At 63.5% G+C, this 17944-nt stretch carries 19 protein-coding genes; 10 read left to right on the forward strand and 9 right to left on the reverse strand.

Annotated features, from left to right (window positions below):
- Positions 1-73: 73 nt before the first annotated feature.
- From hemC to VZC39_RS19100, 4 genes are read left to right on the forward strand one after another with little or no spacing between them, the layout of a single operon-like run.
- On the forward strand, positions 74-1003 hold the full coding sequence (gene hemC, locus VZC39_RS19085) for a hydroxymethylbilane synthase (RefSeq protein ID WP_349919986.1): 930 nt from the start codon (positions 74-76) through the stop codon (positions 1001-1003).
- 34 nt (positions 1004-1037) lie between these two features.
- Positions 1038-1772 (forward strand): uroporphyrinogen-III synthase, encoded by a 735-nt coding sequence (locus VZC39_RS19090; RefSeq protein ID WP_349919987.1) that lies wholly within the window; start codon positions 1038-1040, stop codon positions 1770-1772.
- The gene (locus tag VZC39_RS19095; protein ID WP_349919988.1) at positions 1769-2839 is read left to right on the forward strand and encodes a uroporphyrinogen-III C-methyltransferase; all 1071 of its coding nucleotides are present in this window, start codon (positions 1769-1771) and stop codon (positions 2837-2839) included. Before VZC39_RS19090 ends, VZC39_RS19095 begins: the two co-directional genes overlap by 4 nt.
- Positions 2840-2849: 10 nt before the next feature.
- Positions 2850-4013, forward strand: coding sequence for a heme biosynthesis HemY N-terminal domain-containing protein (locus tag VZC39_RS19100; RefSeq protein ID WP_434664525.1), 1164 nt, complete (start codon positions 2850-2852; stop codon positions 4011-4013).
- Positions 4014-4168: 155 nt separating this feature from the next.
- Here the strand turns inward: VZC39_RS19100 and VZC39_RS19105 are convergent, their stop codons facing one another.
- Positions 4169-4420, reverse strand: a complete 252-nt coding sequence (locus tag VZC39_RS19105; RefSeq protein ID WP_349919991.1) for a YkgJ family cysteine cluster protein — start codon at positions 4418-4420, stop codon at positions 4169-4171.
- Between the two features lie 163 nt (positions 4421-4583).
- Complete coding sequence (glpX, locus tag VZC39_RS19110) at positions 4584-5594, reverse strand: class II fructose-bisphosphatase (RefSeq protein WP_349919993.1); 1011 nt, start codon at positions 5592-5594, stop codon at positions 4584-4586.
- Positions 5595-5813: 219 nt separating this feature from the next.
- Here glpX and VZC39_RS19115 point away from each other — a divergent pair, with 219 nt between their 5' ends.
- Positions 5814-6872, forward strand: a complete 1059-nt coding sequence (locus VZC39_RS19115) for a porin (RefSeq protein ID WP_349919994.1) — start codon at positions 5814-5816, stop codon at positions 6870-6872.
- Positions 6873-7108: 236 nt separating this feature from the next.
- Here the strand turns inward: VZC39_RS19115 and VZC39_RS19120 are convergent, their stop codons facing one another.
- Positions 7109-7846: a class I SAM-dependent methyltransferase gene (locus tag VZC39_RS19120; RefSeq protein ID WP_434664527.1), complete on the reverse strand. Its 738-nt coding sequence runs from the start codon at positions 7844-7846 to the stop codon at positions 7109-7111.
- 474 nt (positions 7847-8320) lie between these two features.
- Positions 8321-8803 carry a GNAT family N-acetyltransferase gene (locus VZC39_RS19125; RefSeq protein ID WP_434664528.1) on the reverse strand — a complete coding sequence of 161 codons (483 nt, stop codon included), beginning with the start codon at positions 8801-8803 and terminating at the stop codon, positions 8321-8323.
- A gap of 279 nt (positions 8804-9082) precedes the next feature.
- On the opposite strand from VZC39_RS19125, the gene VZC39_RS19130 reads away from it, so the two are divergent.
- The 3 genes from VZC39_RS19130 to VZC39_RS19140 all read left to right on the forward strand — a co-directional run bounded on the left by VZC39_RS19130 (position 9083) and on the right by VZC39_RS19140 (position 13025).
- Complete coding sequence (locus VZC39_RS19130) at positions 9083-11125, forward strand: TonB-dependent receptor (protein WP_434664529.1); 2043 nt, start codon at positions 9083-9085, stop codon at positions 11123-11125.
- Between the two features lie 44 nt (positions 11126-11169).
- The gene (locus tag VZC39_RS19135) at positions 11170-11790 is read left to right on the forward strand and encodes a PepSY-associated TM helix domain-containing protein (protein ID WP_434664530.1); all 621 of its coding nucleotides are present in this window, start codon (positions 11170-11172) and stop codon (positions 11788-11790) included.
- Between the two features lie 200 nt (positions 11791-11990).
- Positions 11991-13025 carry an acyltransferase gene (locus VZC39_RS19140; protein WP_434664531.1) on the forward strand — a complete coding sequence of 345 codons (1035 nt, stop codon included), beginning with the start codon at positions 11991-11993 and terminating at the stop codon, positions 13023-13025.
- Positions 13026-13030: 5 nt separating this feature from the next.
- Here the strand turns inward: VZC39_RS19140 and VZC39_RS19145 are convergent, their stop codons facing one another.
- On the reverse strand, positions 13031-13372 hold the full coding sequence (locus VZC39_RS19145) for a winged helix-turn-helix transcriptional regulator (protein ID WP_434664532.1): 342 nt from the start codon (positions 13370-13372) through the stop codon (positions 13031-13033).
- Between the two features lie 116 nt (positions 13373-13488).
- Here VZC39_RS19145 and VZC39_RS19150 point away from each other — a divergent pair, with 116 nt between their 5' ends.
- On the forward strand, positions 13489-13794 hold the full coding sequence (locus VZC39_RS19150; protein ID WP_434664533.1) for a monooxygenase: 306 nt from the start codon (positions 13489-13491) through the stop codon (positions 13792-13794).
- Here the strand turns inward: VZC39_RS19150 and VZC39_RS19155 are convergent.
- Both VZC39_RS19155 and VZC39_RS19160 read right to left on the reverse strand, forming a co-directional pair.
- Positions 13775-14308 (reverse strand): GNAT family N-acetyltransferase, encoded by a 534-nt coding sequence (locus VZC39_RS19155; RefSeq protein ID WP_434664535.1) that lies wholly within the window; start codon positions 14306-14308, stop codon positions 13775-13777. The two genes, VZC39_RS19150 and VZC39_RS19155, sit on opposite strands and share 20 nt — an antisense overlap.
- Positions 14309-14345: 37 nt before the next feature.
- Complete coding sequence (locus tag VZC39_RS19160) at positions 14346-14963, reverse strand: outer membrane beta-barrel protein (RefSeq protein WP_434664537.1); 618 nt, start codon at positions 14961-14963, stop codon at positions 14346-14348.
- 230 nt (positions 14964-15193) lie between these two features.
- Between VZC39_RS19160 and VZC39_RS19165 the strand changes: the two genes are divergently transcribed.
- Complete coding sequence (locus tag VZC39_RS19165; protein ID WP_434664538.1) at positions 15194-15832, forward strand: exopolysaccharide biosynthesis protein; 639 nt, start codon at positions 15194-15196, stop codon at positions 15830-15832.
- Between the two features lie 59 nt (positions 15833-15891).
- Here VZC39_RS19165 and VZC39_RS19170 read toward each other — a convergent pair whose 3' ends face one another.
- Together VZC39_RS19170 and VZC39_RS19175 are read right to left on the reverse strand one after the other, a co-directional pair.
- On the reverse strand, positions 15892-16785 hold the full coding sequence (locus VZC39_RS19170) for a diguanylate cyclase (protein ID WP_434664539.1): 894 nt from the start codon (positions 16783-16785) through the stop codon (positions 15892-15894).
- Between the two features lie 442 nt (positions 16786-17227).
- Positions 17228-17803, reverse strand: coding sequence for a penicillin-binding protein activator LpoB (locus VZC39_RS19175; protein WP_349920014.1), 576 nt, complete (start codon positions 17801-17803; stop codon positions 17228-17230).
- Positions 17804-17944 lie beyond the last annotated feature (141 nt).

Below are 17944 nucleotides of genomic sequence, written 5' to 3' on the forward strand. Positions count from 1 at the left end.
GGCTGCGCCATGAAAGCCCCTGCAAAGGGTGATAAGATCGTTTTCCTCACTAAAGATGAAACAACTGATTGATATGGCAGCCCGAACTCTGAGAATCGCCACTCGCAAGAGCCCATTGGCCCTGTGGCAGGCCAACTTCGTGAAAGACAGCCTCGAAGCGCTCTATCCCGATCTGGACGTCGAACTGGTGCCCATGAGCACTCAGGGGGACAAGATCCTGGATACGCCGCTCGCCAAGGTGGGCGGCAAGGGGCTGTTCGTCAAGGAGCTGGAGACTGCCATGCTGGAGGGGCGCGCCGATATCGCGGTTCACTCCATGAAAGACGTGCCGGTGGAGTTCCCCGAGGGGCTCGGCCTGCACACCATCTGCGAGCGGGAAGACCCGCGCGATGCCTTCGTCTCCAACCGTTTCACGCAGATTGACGAGCTGCCCCAGGGCGCCGTGGTCGGCACCTCCAGCCTGCGCCGCCAATGTCAGTTGCGGGCCGCCCGCCCGGATCTGGTCATCCGCGACCTGCGTGGCAACGTCAACACCCGTCTTGCCAAGCTCGATGCCGGTGAGTACGACGCCATCATTCTCGCCGCTGCCGGTCTGAAACGGCTGGAAATGGCGCATCGCATCACCGCCTTCATCGAACCGGAACAGAGCCTGCCCGCCAACGGCCAGGGCGCCGTCGGCATCGAATGCCGGCTGGATGATCATGAATTGCACGCCCTGCTGGCGCCGCTCGAACACGGCGAGACCCGGGTGCGGGTGCTCACCGAGCGCGCCATGAACCGGGCCCTGCAAGGGGGCTGTCAGGTTCCTATCGGTGCCTATGCCCTGGTGCAGGGAGAGGAAGTCTGGCTGCGTGGCCTAGTGGGCAGCCCGGATGGCAGCCGCATCATCCGCGACGAGATCCGCGGCCCTGTCGCGGATGCGGAGCGGCTCGGGGAGACCCTGGCCCAACGCCTGCTGGCCGATGGCGCCGACGTCATCCTGGCCGAGGTGTATCACCCATGACAGTGGGCAGGCGGGTAGCGGAGCGCGTGGCCTGATGATCCCGCTGGTGGTACGCCCCACCGAGCAGGCCGACGAGTTGGCGCAACTCTTGCGCCAGCAAGGCCACCAGCCCCTCTGCTGTCCCTTGCTGGAAACCCGGCCGGGGAGCGAGCTATCCCGTCTCAGTGACATGCTGCCTGCGGCGGACATCGTCATCGCCGTCAGCATGCATGCAATTCATTTTGCTCATCATTTTCTGTTGCAAACTGGTCTGACCTGGCCACATATTGAGTACTTTGCGGTCGGCCAGGCCAGCGCGGATGCCTTCGCCGATGTGGGCATCCAGGCCCAGTGCCCGCACGATCCCCGCAGCGAAGGCTTGCTGCTGTTGCCAAGCCTGCAGGGGGTGGCCGGCAAGCGCGTGCTGATCCTGCGCGGCAACGGCGGGCGGGATCTCATCGCCACTACACTGGCCTCACGCGGCGCACTGGTGCACTATTGTGCCACTTATGAGCGCCACTACCCCGAACTCGACGGGGACGCATTGACCCGCCATTGGCAGCGTGCCGGCCTCGACAGCCTGCTCATCACCAGTGGTGAACTGTTGCAGCGACTGTTGGCACTGGTGCCAAGCCAGCATCAGCCCTGGCTCTATGATCGTCTGCTGGTGGTACCCAGCCCGCGCGTGGCCGAACAGGCCGAGGCGGCTGGCTTTACCCGTATCGTGATTGCCCAAGGTGCATCCAACCAGGCTCTGGTGGCCGCCCTGGAACTGAGGAAGATGGAATGACTGAACAACAAGAATCCGAGGTCAAATCCCACCCAAGCACTGCGGCCCCCGTGGCCAGCGATGTGCCCGGCAAGAAACAGGGTCGCTCCGGCGTACTCCTCGGCGGTGTCGCCATTTTGCTGGCCCTGGGGCTGACCGGCGGCCTCTATCTGCACGGACAACAGACTGCCGCCGCCCAGCAGGCCGAACTCGGTGCCCTCAAACAGCAACTGGCCGAGGCCATGGGCAAGCTGGACCAGAGCAGCAGCAAGGATGCCGATCAGCTGGCAGCCTTCGGCAAGAGTCAGCAACAACTGCAAGATGCCCTGGACGCCCTGCAGCACAAGGTGCTGGATCTGGATGACAAGCGTCCCAACGACTGGATGCTGGCCGAATCCGAATACCTGGTGCGGATGGCGGGTCGCAAACTGTGGCTCGAACATGATCTCATCTCTGCCATCACATTGCTCGGCAATGCCGACGAGCGGATCAAGGCCCTCAACGATCCCAGCCTGATGCCCATCCGCAAGGCGCTGGCGGAAGATATCGCCAAGCTCAAAGGGATGCCGCGGGTCGATCGCGAGGGGCTGACCCTGAAGCTGGCCGCTCTCTCCGATCAAATCGAGCTGCTGCCCCTCTCCACCGTCAGCATGCCGGAAGCCAAGGCCGAGGCGGATCAGGCCGTCAGCACCAACCCGGACGAGTGGGAGAGCAACCTCAAAAAGAACTGGGTCAAGTTCACCGAAAACTTCATCACCATCCGTCGCCGGGATGGCGCCGTGGAGGCCCTGCTCTCCCCCCAGCAGGAGATCTTCCTGCGTGAGAACCTCAAGACCAAGCTGCTGCAGGCCCAGCTCGCCGTCTATCGCGAGCAGCAGGCGCTCTACACCGACAGCCTGGACAAGGCCGAGCGCTGGCTGACCCAATATTTCGACGTCGACAACAGCGCCACCCAGTACATGCAATCCGAGCTCGACAAGCTCAAGGGGGAGCAGATCCAGTTCGACTATCCGGATCAGTTCAAGACTCAGGCCATGCTGGAGCAGGTGCTGACCGAGCGCCTGCAACGCATCCTGGCCGGCAACTGAGGAGGGCACCATGATTCGTCTGATCGTCATCGTCGCCGTCATGGTGGCGGGCCTCATCTTCGGCCCGCAAGCCTCCGGCAACAAGGGCTATGTGCTCATCTCCCTTGGCAACTACACGGTAGAATCCTCGGTCACCAGCGCCGTGATCCTCGCGGTGCTGTTCTACGGTGCCCTGCTCATCGTCGAGTGGCTGCTGACCCGGGTATTCGGACTGCGTCGCAAGACCCAGGGCTGGTTCGGTTCCCGTCGTCGCCGCAAGGCAAACCTGCAAACCGTCAACGCCACCCTGGCCATGGCCGAGGGGCATTACAACCAGGCCGAGAAGCTCTTGATCAAGGGGGCTGACAACAGCGACACCCCGCTGCTGAACTACCTGAGCGCCGCCAAGGTCGCCCAGGCGCGCGGCGATGACATCCGCCGGGATCACTACCTGCAAAAAGCGCAGGAGGAGAACCCCAAGGCCGAGCTGGCACTGACCCTGATCCAGACCCAGTTGCAGATAGAGCAGGGCCAATACGACAGCGCACTCGGCCGCCTCGAATCCGTCTATGCCCTCAATCCCCGCCACCCCATGGTGCTGGACCAACTGCGTCAGGTCTATCTGGCTCGCCAGGACTGGGCCGCACTCATCGAACTGGCCCCCGCCCTGCGCAAGGTCGGCAAGCTGACCCCCCAGCAGGAAGAGGAACTGTTGCAACAGGCCTGGTGTGGCCGGCTTGAAGCCGCCGGGGACGCCCTCGACAGCCTGCGCCCGGTCTGGCAGGAACTGCCGCGCAAGCTGCGCCAGGATCCCGCCCTGCTCATCCGCTACGGGGATCGCCTGCGCCGGCTCGGTGCCGACAGCGAGGCGGCCGATCTCTGGCTGGAGGCGCTGCGCAAGCAACCCGCCCCCGAGCTGTTCGCCCGTCTGCCCAAGCTGAAGCTCAATGACTACCAGCCCATGCTGACCCAGCTCCAGAAGATGCAGGATCAACCGGGCGCCGAAGCGGCACTGGCCCAGGTCTATCTGCTGGCGGGCCAGCTGGATGAGGCCCAGCGTTTGCTGGAGCAGGAAGTGGCCAAGGCGCCGAGCCCTGCCCTCTGCCACGCCCTCGGCCAGCTGATGGACAAGCGCCGCCTCACCAACAAGGCCAACGAATACTATCGTCAGGCCCTGGAGCTGGCCGGGATCTGAGTCCAGCCCACCTCACGGAAAAGAGGCCGCAATCGCGGCCTCTTTTTATGAATGGGGTTTTGAATACTATCGCCACGCGGGAGAAGGGGCTGGGATGAAGGGCAACAGACCACCATCCTCATCCAATCCCCTCTCTGAGGGAGAAAGTCCAACGCTCAGGCGGTCAGCCGCTCCAGCTCACCGATGAGCCAGATGGCCTCCTGACGATGAGTGCCGCACACATCCTGCATGGGTCGAAAGCCGCTGCACACCGCCGGACGCTCGGGCTGGCCGAAGATCTTGCAGCCCAGGCTGGCATCGAGCTGGATACAGGGGACGCCTGCCGGTTTGCCCTGGGGCATGCCGGGAATGGCGCTGCTGATGCTGGGGGCGATGCAGCAGGCGCCGCAACCCTGACGACATTCCATGTGATTCTTCCTCTGTAGGGCGAAGCAGTGTAGCAAGGAGTCCGCATTCCCCTAAGCCTTATCCCTGCTACCGCCAGAAGAACCGTTCGCCTACTGCGGGCAGCAAAAAGCCCGACCGTCAACACGGCCGGGCTTTTTGTGGCAGGGGCTCAGCGCTTGTTCATCAGAGGATGATGTCGCGCACCACACTGTCCTTGCGATCCAGGAAGTGGATAGACTTGATACGACGAATGGTGCGCGACTTGCCGCGGATCAGCAGGGTCTCGGTGGTCGCCATGACGCCATCGCTGGTGATGCCTTCCAGCAGATCACCCTTGGTGATGCCGGTGGCCGAGAAGATGACGTTGTCATTCTTGGCGAGATCTTCCAGCTTGAGCACCTTGTTCACGTCGATGCCGAGGGCCTCGCAGCGAGCGATCTCCTGCTCCCCTAGGGCACGCACGTCGGGGCTGTCGCCCTTGACCTTGTGACGGGGAACCAGGCGGGCCTGCATGTCGCCATCCAGGGCGCGGATCACCGCCGCCGAGATGACCCCTTCCGGGGCGCCGCCGATGCCGTACAGCATGTCGACTTCACTGTCCGGCAGGCAGGTCAGGATGGAGGCGGCCACGTCGCCATCCGGGATGGCGAACACCCGCACACCCAGCCCCTGCATCTCCTTGATCGCCTTGTCATGGCGCGGCTTGGCCAGGGTGATCACGGTCAGGCGGGAGAGCGGCTTGCCGAGCGCCTTGGCGACGGCCTTGAGATTCAGCTCCAGAGCCAGATCCAGATCGATGGCGCCCTTGGCCTTGGGGCCGACGATCAGCTTTTCCATGTACATGTCGGGGGCCTTGAGGAAGGAGCCCTTGTCGCCGACCGCCAGCACCGCCAGCGCGTTGGACTGACCCATGGCGGTCATGCGGGTGCCTTCGATGGGATCGACCGCGATGTCCACCGCATCGCCCTGACCCGTGCCCACCTTCTCGCCGATGTAGAGCATGGGAGCCTCGTCGATCTCCCCTTCGCCGATCACAATCTCACCATCGATCTGGATCTGATTGAGGATATGACGCATGGCCGCCACGGCCGCCCCATCGGCGATGTTCTTGTCACCACGTCCGAGCCACTTGTAGCCAGCCAGTGCAGCCGCTTCCGTCACTCGGGAAAATTCGATTGCCAGTTCACGTCTCATCGCAATATCCAACCTTTGGAGCCCGAAAACGGGCGGCATTCTACCACAAGGGCAAACCTTTGCGCGTAAAAGTGGCGGATCGCCACATAAATCGCGGCTTTCATCGGAATGACACACAACCGCAACCCCTTGTTCATGACACGGTCACCCCGCTGTCATCTGCCACTTCTAGCATGGCCCCGTCTTTTAAAACAGAAGCTTGCAACACAAGGGATTAAGATGAAAAAGCTGACAGTAGTAGCATTGGCTCTCACCGCTGCCTTCCAGGCTCAAGCCGTCGAAGTATACAAAAATGACAGCACCATGCTGGATATCTACGGCCGCATCTATGCCGGCCAATTCTTCGGAGAGAAGAAGGAACTGGATGCCAACGGTGACATCAAAAACGAATATAGCGACAAACAGGGTGCAAACCAGTTTGTTCGTCTGGGCGCAAAGGTAGAAAGCGCCATCAACCCGGGGCTCAAGGCCCTGGCCCAGTACGAGCTGCAGTTCTACATCAACGACAGCGAGAAGACCGTCAGCGAGAACTCCGACAACCTGCGCACCCGTCTGGCCTTCGCCGGGGTGGGCGCCGACTGGGGCAACGTGACCTTCGGTCGTCAGCAAGGCGCCCCCGGCATGCTGGCCAACTGGACTGACGTCTCCCTCTCCGACGGCTATGGCAACGACGCCCTCGGCGCCAAGACCGACACCTTCGCCACCAACCGTGCCGGCTCTGTCCTGAAATACTCCGGCCTGTTCAACGGCTTCCAGATCGACACCAGCTACAAGTTCGACGGCGGTGACACCGAAGAGACCACCAGCAAGGATAGCGATGCCGCCTACGGTGCCGCCGTGTCCTATACCTTCCCGTTCAATCTGGCGCTCGGCACCGCCTACAACGTGGGGATCCGCGACAAGAACAACGAGGAAGACGCCAAGCTGTGGCTGCTCTCCGCCAAATATGACAACAAGGCCGTCTATGCCGCCCTGAGCTATGCGGACGGTACCGACTTCCTCAAGACCGGCCAGGATCACACCGGCTGGGAAGCCGCCCTCGGCTACAACTTCGAGAACGGCATCGGCCTGATGGCCCTGTGGAACAAGCAGAAGGTGGAGCAGGACGGCAAGGCCGACTATGACTCCATCGACTACTACACCCTGGGTGCCCAGTACAAGTTCAACAAGAACCTGCGGGTCATCGGCGAATACCGCATCAACAACCTGGACAGCCAGGACAGCGGCAAGCTGAACACCAAGGACGACTTCCAGCTGGCAGCCCGCTACGACTTCTAAGTCGAGCCTCGCTTCAGCTGAATGCCATAAAAACGGCGCGCAGAACTCTCTGCGCGCCGTTTTCGTTTCCCTCTAGTCTCAGAAGCTGTTCACGATCTGTCGCGAGAGGTCGTCAGCAAGGTGAAGAGCAGTACAGGAACCGGAGTGTATGTGAATACATGAGCCTCTTTACCACACACAAGCGAGCAGCACATGAGCCTTGATCACGGCCTCGCAGCAAGATCATAAACAGGTTCTCAGCTCAGCGGCTTTTGCACTGCTACCAGCAGCAGCATGGGTCGCTCTGCCTCTTCTGCCAGCGCCGGATTGGCGGCGATCTGCCCGGCCGTGGGGCCCCAATCCTCCACGTGACGGATCTCGAATCCCGCCCCGATCAGGGCATTGAGATAGGTGCCCAGAGTGCGGTGATACTTGATCACCCCTTCCGCCAGCCAGTTGCTGACCCGCTCGCCCTCCCGCTGATAGCCGTTGATGGGCCAGGATCGGCGTCCCTCCTCGTCCACCAGCCAGCCCTGGGGCTGGGGGCAGGTGAAGATGGGATGTTCCACCGAGAACACAAAGCTGCCGCCCGCCGCCAGGGCGCCGTGGATCTGCGCGAACAGGCTGTTTACCTCCGGCAGGTAGTGCAGCGCCAACGAGCTGTAGACCAGATCGAAAGGCTCACGACTCAGCTCAAGCCGGGCCAGATCCCCCTGCTGATAGTGGATCCGGTCGTCCCGGGTCAGTTCGGCGGCGCGGGCCAGCATCCTGGTGGAGAGATCGATCCCCGTCACCTCCCCCGCCCCCAGCTCCCGGGCCGCCCGGCAGAACCAGCCGTAGCCACAGCCCAGATCCAGCACCCGCTTGCCGCTCAAGGCCGGCAGCATGGCCTGCAGCGCCGGCCACTCCGGCGCCCCTGCCAGCCCCTGCTGGGAGCGGGGCAACTGGGCATAGCCTTCAAAAAAGCCTTGGTTATCATAGATATTTTGTGACATTTCACGCTTTCCTTATTCAGGGTCATCGCGGCCGGGAGGCTGAGCGGTACAGCCATGAGCATACCCCTTGAACCGCCATCACCAGCCAAAAAAAAGCAGAGAACCCGGGCGGGCCTCTGCTCTGCTTCGTCCCCGCATCCAGGATGCGGGCCAACAAAAAAGGCCATAGACGAGGCAGCGTCTATGGCCTTGATTCAATCGTGCAGTTGCGACCCGGCGCTCGCGTCAGGGCGAGATCCGGAAGGTGACGGCACGATGAATGAGTGGGAGGTTCAGGCCTCCCCGGGCTCCGGACAATGCTTCATCGCACGCATCTGTTCGGAGTTCACTCGGGTCACTCGCTGATCCGAGGCATAAAGAGTCATCTGGTTCACCGGGCCAAGATTGGCCGTTGAGAGAAGGGAGAAACTGGGCGCCACTCTAGGGGCTGAGCAGCCCGCTGACAAGCAGAGGATCCCGACTCTGCCAGGTGGCTCACGGCAATGTCTTCTGCCAGAACAGGGCGCGGCCCACCTCGGGGCTGAGTTCATAGCCCGCAAAACCACTGGCACGATAGGCGGCCTGCGCCACCTTGTTGCCCTCCAGCACCTCCAGCGTCAGCTTGCAGCAGCCGAGCTCCCGGGCCAGACGTTCCACCTCCGCCAGCAATCGCTTGCCGAGGCCGCGCCCGCGATGCGCCGGGTGTACGGCGATGTCGTGGATGTTGAGCAGAGGGCGGCAAGCGAAGGTCGAGAAGCCCTCGAAGCAGGTGGCCACCCCGGCGGGCTCACCCTCCACCCAGGCCAGCAGCACATGAGCACCGCTTCTCGCCGCCAGCGCCTTGGCCAGATTGGCCTGCACCTCGTCCGAGAGCGGACTGCCACCCCCCATCTCGTCTTTCGCGTATTCGTTGAGCAGATAGACCAGCGCCTCGCCGTGGTGCGGGTTGTGCAGGTCTGCCCTGATGATCTCTTCCATGTTCCGTGTCCTGTTTCCTTAAGGTGGCATGGGCGCCACCGCACCCGGATGGTAAACCAGCCCCTTGCCACAACCAAGACTCATCCGATTCATTACTTCAGGACGATGAGCCTCAACTGACCGCACAACTGGTCGTAGGTGTGCCATTTTTGCATCTTTGCCTTGCCAGCCAAATGAAAATGAATATCATTAGCGCCCTCCTGCTTCGGGAGCATTTTAATAACTACAAATAAATCAATAAGTTCAGGCCAACAGGTCGATTAGAAGAGTCACACGCAGATGCAGAACCCCAACCCCCAGCGCGCCCTATTGGGCGTCGCCTTGCTGTCCCTTTGCGCCAGCGCCCGGGCCGAAGACGAGACCCTCACCGTCATCGGCAAACGCAGTCAACACGAAGAGGTCGCCACCGCGACCCGCACCGCCACCCCGGCCAAGCTGGTACCCCAGACCATAGAGAGCATCCCGGCCAGCGAGCTGACCGCCTATGGCCAACCCACCCTGAGCGAGGCTCTGAGCGGCATTCCCGGGGTCAACGCCAGCGGCGACACCCGTTTCGACGGCGTCACCATTCGCGGCTTCAACGCCAGCAACGACTTTTACCTGGACGGTCTGCGCGACGACATGCAGTACACCCGCGATCTCGGCAACATCGAGCGGGTCGAGGTGCTCAAGGGCCCGGCCGCCGTGCTCTACGGCCGTGGCAGCACCGGCGGCATCGTCAACCGGGTCAGCAAGAAGCCTCAGCGCGGCCAGGCCTCCAGTGTCACCGCCCGGGTCGGCAGCTTCGACAGCCAGCGCCTCGCGGCGGATCTCAACGCCGAGGCCGGTGAGCGGGTGCAACTGCGCCTCAACCTGGCCCAGGAGGACAAGGAGAGCTTCCGCGACGGCGTAACCAGCAAACGCACCCTGCTGGCCCCGTCCGCCAACTGGGAGATCACCGACAACCTGAACTGGCTGGTGCAGTACGAGCGCAACGGCAGTGACCGCACCCCGGATCGCGGCATCCCCGGCGTCGACGGCCGCCCCGCCGATGTGCCCATCGAGAGCGTCTACAGCGACACCCGCCGTGACTACATCGATGACGTGGCCCAGTCCACCCGCTCCCAGCTGACCTGGGATCTGAGCGAGCAGTGGCAGTTGCGCCAGCAGCTCGGCTACACCACCCTCGACAGCCAGTTCGACAACACCTATGTCACCAGCGTGAAAGGCGATCAGGTCACCCGCGCCCGCTGGCAGCAGGATCTCAAGGCCAAGAGCCTGACCAGCAACACCGAAGCGGAAGGCGAGCTGCAGACCGGCCCCGTCGAACATCGCCTGCTGGTGGGACTGGAGCAGAGCTGGCAGGAACGTACCCCCAAGCTCTATCAGAACGCCAGTGCCATCCCGCCGGGCAACCTCTACGATCCGGGTTCATTACCCACCTATAACGGCGCCATGAAGCTCTCCAGCGATGCCAACCACAAGGTGCGTGGCTACGGCCTCTATGTGCAGGATCAGCTCAGCCTGGGTGACTGGCACCTGCTCGGCGGCCTGCGCCGGGACGAGTTCACCGTCACCAGCCGCCGCAACGATCTCAACAAGGAGGAGACCCTCTCGGTCACCAGCCTGAGCCCCCGTCTGGGCCTGGTGTGGAACCCCCTTGAGGAGCACGCCTTCTACACCTCCTACAGCAAGACCTTCACCCCGGTGGGCGGTGAGCTCATCGGCATCACCCCGGGGGACAAGAACAACAACCTGGATCCCCAGCACACCCGGCTGTATGAGGGTGGGGTGAAGAGCGACTGGCTGGATGGCAAGCTCGCCACCACCCTCTCCCTTTACCGGTTGGAGATGTACAACAAGCGCAGCAAGGATCCGCTGGACCCCACCAAGGTGATCCTCACCGGTCTGCAGCGTACCGACGGCATCGAGCTCAGCGCCCGCGCCCAGCTGACCGACGAGATCTACCTGCACGGCGGCGTCGCCATCCAGGATGCGGAGCAGGTCAAGGCGGATGCGGATCTGCAGGGCAAGCGGCCGATGAACGTCTCGCGCGAGAACAGCCAGTTGTTCGCCGGTTACCAGAGCGGCCCGCAGGGCTGGTATGGGGAAACCGGGGTGACGGCGGTGGGGGATCGTTTCGCCGACAACGCCAACACTACGGTGCTGCCGGGCTACGCCCGCTATGACGCCCGCGCCGGTTACCGCTGGCAGCACTGGGATGCCCAGCTCAGCGTGGAGAACCTGACCGATCACCACTACTACGTCAGCGCCACCAGCGCGGCCCAGATCATGCCGGGCAGCCCCCGTCAGCTGAACCTGACCGCGGCCTACCGCTTCTGATCCCCTCCTGACCAGACTGGCCGGCGCAAGCCGGCCAGAAACGCATGAAAACCAAGAAACTCCCGCTCCACAACAACAAGTGGGTGCGCCGCATCCACGCCTGGGCCGGTTTTGCCACCCTGGCCCTGATGCTGATCTACGGCCTCACCGGCCTCTGGCTGCAACACAGGGCCGTGCTGCCCCTGCCTGGCCCCCATACCGACAAACAGAGTGAAATCCTGACGCTGACGACGCCGCTGGCGGATCCCGCCGCGCTCACGGCCCTCTTGCAACAGCACTATGCCGACGGACTGGCAGAGGCGCGCACCGCCATCACCCCGCACCAGATCCTGCCCACCCCGAGCGGCACGCTCACTCTGCCCGCACGCTGGGAGCTCAAGGGCGTCACCTTGAGCGAGAGCCTGGCTGCCAGCTATGTGGTCGGCACCCTGGAAGTACGCATCGAGCGCCAGCAGGCCAACTTCGCCGCCAGCCTCAACCGGCTGCATCGCGGCATGGGCACCGGGCTCTCCTGGCAGCTGATGGGAGATCTCGCCGCCCTGGCGCTGTTGCTGCTCGCCCTCACCAGTCTGCTGATGTGGAACAAGCTGCACGGCCCGTCCCGCCGTGGCATTGCCCTGCTCCTTGGCGGAGCTCTCGTCACCCTGCTGATCGCCTTGCTCTAGGCGCCAGCCTGGCCAGGGGCCCCGGCCCGTTACATACACCAAAACGGGATCCTGCTCTCACCGGGGGTAACGTCATTTTCGGGGGAGGTAACAAAGGGTAACCCGGCGCGGGCAAGGGTCACAGTTGTCGGCACACCGGCTGGCGGGGGTCGGATGCGGCTGTTAGGGTGCGGCCAGAACTCCAGATCCCAAGAGGAATCATGCGCATTTCCAGTATCGAGTGCGGGCGGGTGCTGGCCATCCTGGCCGTGATGACCATCCACATCTCCCCCTTCAGCAACCCCTTCGATCCCACCCTCTGGGGGGACCCCCTCTATCTGTGGCTCGGGGGCATCATCAACCAGCTGTGTCGCTTCGCGGTGCCGCTGTTCTTCCTATGCGCCGGTTATTTCCTGCAACCCAGGCTGAGCCAGGATCCCCTGGGGGTGGCACTGCGTTACTGCCGCCCGCTGCTACTGCTCTGGCTGGGCTGGAGCCTCATCTACCTGCTGGTGCCCTTCAACCCGGTGGCGGCGGTGCAGCAGGGTTATCTGCCGACCATGGCGGGCCAGTGGCAGATGCAGATCGGGGATAGCCTCAACGCCTGGCTGGTGGGCGGCATGATCCACCTCTGGTTCCTGCCCGCCCTGATGCTGGCGGTGCTGATCCTGGGGCTGTGCCAGCGTGCAGGGCTGCCCGGACTGGCGCTGGTGATGGGGGCGGGACTCTATCTGCTGGCCCTGCTCGGCGGCTCCTATGGCAAGCCGCTGCTGGGGGGCGAGTGGGCCCTGCTGACCCGCAACGGCCCCTTCTTCTCGCTGCTGTTCGTGGCCCTCGGCGCCTATCTCAAGGCTCGCAACTGGCGGCCGGACACCGCCCTCGGCGTTCGCCTGCTGGGTATGGGGCTCGCCCTCTACGCCCTGGAGGCCTGGGGACTGCTGCGCTTTGGCGAGGTACCCCTCAATCGTCACGACTTCCTGCTGGGATCCGTCCCCTGGGCCATTGGCCTGTTCGGCCTGCTACTGGCCAATCCCGGCTGGGGCGAAGGGAGCTGGCTGGCACGCCAGGCCCCCAAGGTGCTCGGCCTCTACTGCGTGCACATGATGCTGGTGGTCTGGCTGATGGTGTTCGGCCCCCAGGGCAAGCTCGTCTGGTGGGAGCTGCTGAAGGTGCCGGCCCTGTTCGCCTGCTCCCTGCTGGCCTATCGGTTGCTGGCCGCCACGCCGGCCAGCCGCTGGTTGCTGCGGGCCCGCTGACCGGATCAGTCTGCGGTCTCGGCCTCATTCTGGCGCGCCAACAGCTCGCCGTGAGTCAGGGCGAAGTCGTGCATCTGTTGCAGCAAGGGGATGAGGGCGGTGCCGAGCGGGCTCAGGGCGTATTCCATCCTGGGGGGCACCTCGGGGTAGAGGGTACGGCGGATCACCCCGTCGGCCTCCAGCTCCTTGAGCTGGGCGGTGAGCACCTTCTGGCTCACCTCCGGCAGGCAGCGGCGCAAGTCCCCGAAGCGCAGGGTCTGATCACGCAGATGAAACAGGATGGCGGGCTTCCACTTGCCGGTCAGCAGGCGCAGCACCTCGTAGGCAGGACAGGGAACAGAAGACACGGCAAGGCTCATATGTGGTTACTTTGAGGTAACTATGCCACGAAAAGGTGCCTTCTTGCAGCCAAGATGCCGGCTTCTTATGATGTGGGCTCAGCCAGTCCAGAGAGAGGTAAACCATGCCCAGCCTGCTGCAGATCCATTTCAACTTTCCCCGCGAGATGATGGGGCCGGCCCTCACCGAGGCGGCGCTGCCGCTGGCGGAATCCATCACCCGGGAGCCCGGCTTCATCTCCAAGATCTGGACCGAGAACCCGAATACCGGCGAGGCCGGCGGCATCTATCTGTTCGAGGATGAAAAGAGCGCCCTCGCCTACGCGACCATGCACGAGCAGCGTGTGCTAGCCATGGGTGCGAGCGGCGTGCAGTACAAGCTGTTCGAGGTCAACGAGCCCCTGAGCCGGATCACCCGCGGTATCCTCTGATCCTCTCGCCAAGCCCCAGCCGGTAATGGCTATCCCCCAGCCAGACGAAGCCCAGCCGCCGGAATAACCGCTGGCTGGGCAGATTGTCCGGATCGATATCCGCCAGCAGCGTGGTCAGCCCCAGCTCCCGCGCCAACTCCAGCAGGGCGCCCAGCGCCTCCCCCATCAGCCCCTGCCCCCAATGGCGCCGGGCCAGCATGCAACCCACTTCTGCCTGACAGCGCGCCCGCTCGAAGCTGTGCAGGCCACAGGTGCCGACGAGGCGCTCGCCATCCCGCTCCACCAGCCCCCACTCCAGAGACTCCCCGACTGCCAGCAGGCGTTCGACGCTCGCCAGCATCTGCGCCACGGTGGCGAGTTCGGGAAAGGCGGGCTCTCCAGTGAAGCGCATCACGACGGGATCCCCGTAGATGGCGAACAGATCCGCGCTGTCTTGCCCGTTGAGCGGGCGCAGCAACAGTCGCGGGGTGTGCAGCACGGGGAGTGTATGGGGCAGCGGGTTCAGCAGATTCAACCCCTTGAAGGTGTGGGTGTGTCTCCCATGATGACGCCTAGAACCTCAGGGTCAATCCCACATTCGCCTGCCACTGGGTGACCAGATCCCCCCGCACCCGAAAGGCGCAGATCTCGGGGTCGCAGAGGAAATCCCCATCCTCGTCGAGCAGGGAGCCATAACCGCGCACCTCGGCCCGCAGCGCCAGATGCTCGCTCAGGCGTGGCTGCACCCCGAGCGCCAGGGACATGGAGGGGGCCGTCTCACTGTCATGGGCATCGAAGCGGGTCACCCCGATCCCGGCGCCTATGTAGGGGGCCATGACGTTGTCCGACAGGGTCAGCACCCCGGCAAAATGCAGGGTATCCACCGTCAGCCGATCCGGCAGTGTCGGGGAGAGGGGGGTGGACTGGTGGCTGTAGAGCAGCTCTATCAGACCGGGATCGTCCACCTCCTTGCTGATGAAGAAGCCCCAGTTGGCCGAGCTCTCCCCCTGCAGGGAGGTGACAGCGCCCCCATGCGGGGTCGGGACCGCGTCATCCGCCTTGTCAAAGTCGATGGCCGAGCTGTATCCCGCGAAGGGAGTCAACTGCCAGCCGCGATCCCCGTCTTCGGCCGCCCAGCCCTGACCCAGCGGCAGCAGCAGCCCCATCACCATCATGCCCGCTCTCGTCACGGCTCTCTCCCTGCTCGTCAGTTGATTGCAACGCGTTGTGCCAAAAGCATATCAGGGCCCCTGGCACCCCATGCTGCACAGGGGCTGTATCGAATATTTTTAGGCCGCATGTCCTTCTCCATCCCCCGAGATAAAGATCCATCCTGCATGCGTCATTCATCTGGGATTAACCTCGAGCCCGTAAGCTGGCGGCGCCACAGGGGTGGCATCACAGAACGAGGATTTCAGGAATGGTTGCCGCGCAACTCAACGACCCACAGAACAAGCTGTCAGACACCTTGCGAGCCACGGCCCACGCCATCGAGGAGAGCCACATCAGCCTGCGGGACATGTTGGCTCTGGTGGGTGAGCAGGGCATGCTGCTGTTTTGCGTGCTGCTCACCGTGCCCTTCCTGCTGCCGGTCTCCATTCCCGGCGTCAGCACCCCCTTTGGCCTGCTGATCCTGTTTATCGGCATCGGCATCACCCTCAACCGGGTGCCCTGGCTGCCCGCCATCCTGATGGAGCGCCGCTTCGCCGCCGAGCACCTGAAACCGGCCCTGCACAAGGGGGCCGATCTGCTGGCCCGCATCGATCGCTTCATCCGCCCGCGCCTGTTGCTGCTGACCGGCAGCACCACCATCAATCGCTGCAACGGCCTGCTGATCATGCTGGCGGCCCTGCTGCTGATGCTGCCCCTCGGCGCCATCCCCTTCACCAACGCCATGCCCGCCTGGGCCATCCTGCTGCTGGCCATCGGCATGTTGCAGCGGGACGGTCTCTTCATCGCCGGCGGCTATGCCCTGGTGAGCGCGACCCTGGTCTGGTTCAGCGTGCTGGCCATCGGCCTGCTGATGGCGGGCCAGAGCGTCTCGACCCTGTTCGGCTAGGGCCTGACTGAAACAACAAGGGCGACCTCCTGGTCGCCCTTGTTGTCATGGCTGCCTCATCACGTCGAGATGTCATCATGGGCCACCCGGTTGCGCCCACCCCGCTTGGCCCGATAGAGCCACTCATCCGCGCGCGCCAGCACGGCGCCCACCGTCTCCCCCGGCTGGATCAGGGTGGTGCCGAGGCTCACCGTGATGGGAGCCGGATCCGGCGCCATGGCCGCCACCGCGGTGCGAATGCGTTCCGCCACCTTGAGCAGCGTCTGCTCGCCTATCTGGGGCAGCAGGATCAGAAACTCCTCGCCGCCGCTGCGCACGAACATGTCCTCGGCCCGAAGCTGGGCCGCCACGCAGGCACTGAAGCTGCGCAGCACCCGGTCCCCCACCTGATGGCCGAAGCGGTCGTTGATCTGCTTGAAGTGATCGATGTCCAGCATGATGAGACCGCTCCCCCCCTCCCCCTGCAGCCGCTGCTGATAGTGTTCGAAGAAGAAGTGGCGGTTGTAGAGGCCGGTGAGCTGATCCGTCTCCCCGAGCCGCTTGAGCCGCAGTTGCAACTCGTGCTGGCGGGTGATGTTGCGGGTCATCCAGGCCACCGCCCGCTTGCCGTCATAGAGGGATGGCAGGGGGGCCAACTTGCCCTCGAAGCGCTGCATCCCCTGGGGGCCCGCCTCTGCGTTGATCCCCTCCACCTCCACCGGAGAGAGGTCATACTCCACCACCTGCACCTCGCCGCTGGCAAAGGCCTGCGCCATCTGATCCAGCACCCACTGCGCCTTCTCCAGGGGCAGCACATCCAGCAAGCGCTTGCCGATCAAGGGGTTGCCATCCTGATAGGACTGCTGCTCAACCCCGCCGATGTATTCCACGTAGTAGCCATCTTCACTGAGGATGAAGACGGGATCGGGCAACTGAGCCATCACTTCGTAGAGCTGTGCCACCGAGAGAGCCATCTGTGTTCCTTCCAGGATCCGGGCGCAGGCCCCGTGTGTTCTGTTATACACGACCCGTTAAATATCGCACACGGTCTTTCTACGGGCAGGACGGCGCCTCTGCGCCAGCCAGACACCCCTGTCATGGCGGTCATCTGCCTCTCGATGGCATAGGTGAACTGGGAATCAAACAGCCCCCTATTCAGGCCGAGCAGTCGGCGAGAGCCGACACCCCGAAAGTCTGGCAATCGATAATTTCAATGGATGCGCTCAAATCTCATCATTCATATCGTCATGATGAAACAATCAGCATATTTGACAGGTAAAATGCAGTGGCGGCAGTTCAATACACCACCACAAAGTGGCGAGGATGGGCTGATAGGAAGGGGTCGGCCAGGCAGATTCAAACAGCCCATGCGACAACGCCACCTCGTGGGTGGCGTTGTCGGGGGCAAGGAGGCACTTAACGACTGGCGGAGCGACTCGCGTTCCACAGCAGTTCACCGCTTTTCAGATCCATCAGGGTCATGGCGAGCCGGTAGCCGGTCCCCTCGGAGACGAGATCCCCGTACAGCATATAGTTGGCGCCGGTCTGACGACCCAGCCGCACCAGGGACGCCGGATTGCCCCCCTGCTGATACTCCAGCTGACCGGTGATGGCCGCCACCTGACCGGGATCGGCGAAGCTGAAGCCGCCGTGCTGCTGGATGCGCTGGCTCATGGCGATGGCCATGGGCTGGGTGCTGAAGGGCTCAGTGGTGCCGTTACGCGGCGGGGTCAGCAGCAGCACGGGGTTGCTGCCCGCCAGCGCCTTCACCTCCGGAGCTTTCAAGAAGGCATCCGCCATGGCCAGCGCCAGGCCGGTCGGCGCCACGGGTTTGGGGGCAGGCTTCACCACCTCGGGCTCGGTCACCGGCTTCTCCGGCTGGACCACAGGCTGCTTGGGCTCTGACACCGGCGCCTGAGTGCCGCCATAGGGATTGACCGCACAACCGCCCAGCACCAGGGCACCCAACACCAACAAGGAACGCAGCTTCATCTTCTCTCTCCACCTAAGTCCGTAACCGGACGCCGCCAACATCCGCAACCGGGCGCCATCAACACCCATCAGCCGGGCAGCGCCAACCATCCATATAACGGAGCCCGGCTCCGCGCCCCTCCATGCTAGAGAAAAACCGGC

Source organism: Aeromonas sp. NJAU223, from assembly GCF_051125555.1.
GTDB classification, from domain to species: domain Bacteria; phylum Pseudomonadota; class Gammaproteobacteria; order Enterobacterales; family Aeromonadaceae; genus Aeromonas; species Aeromonas veronii_G.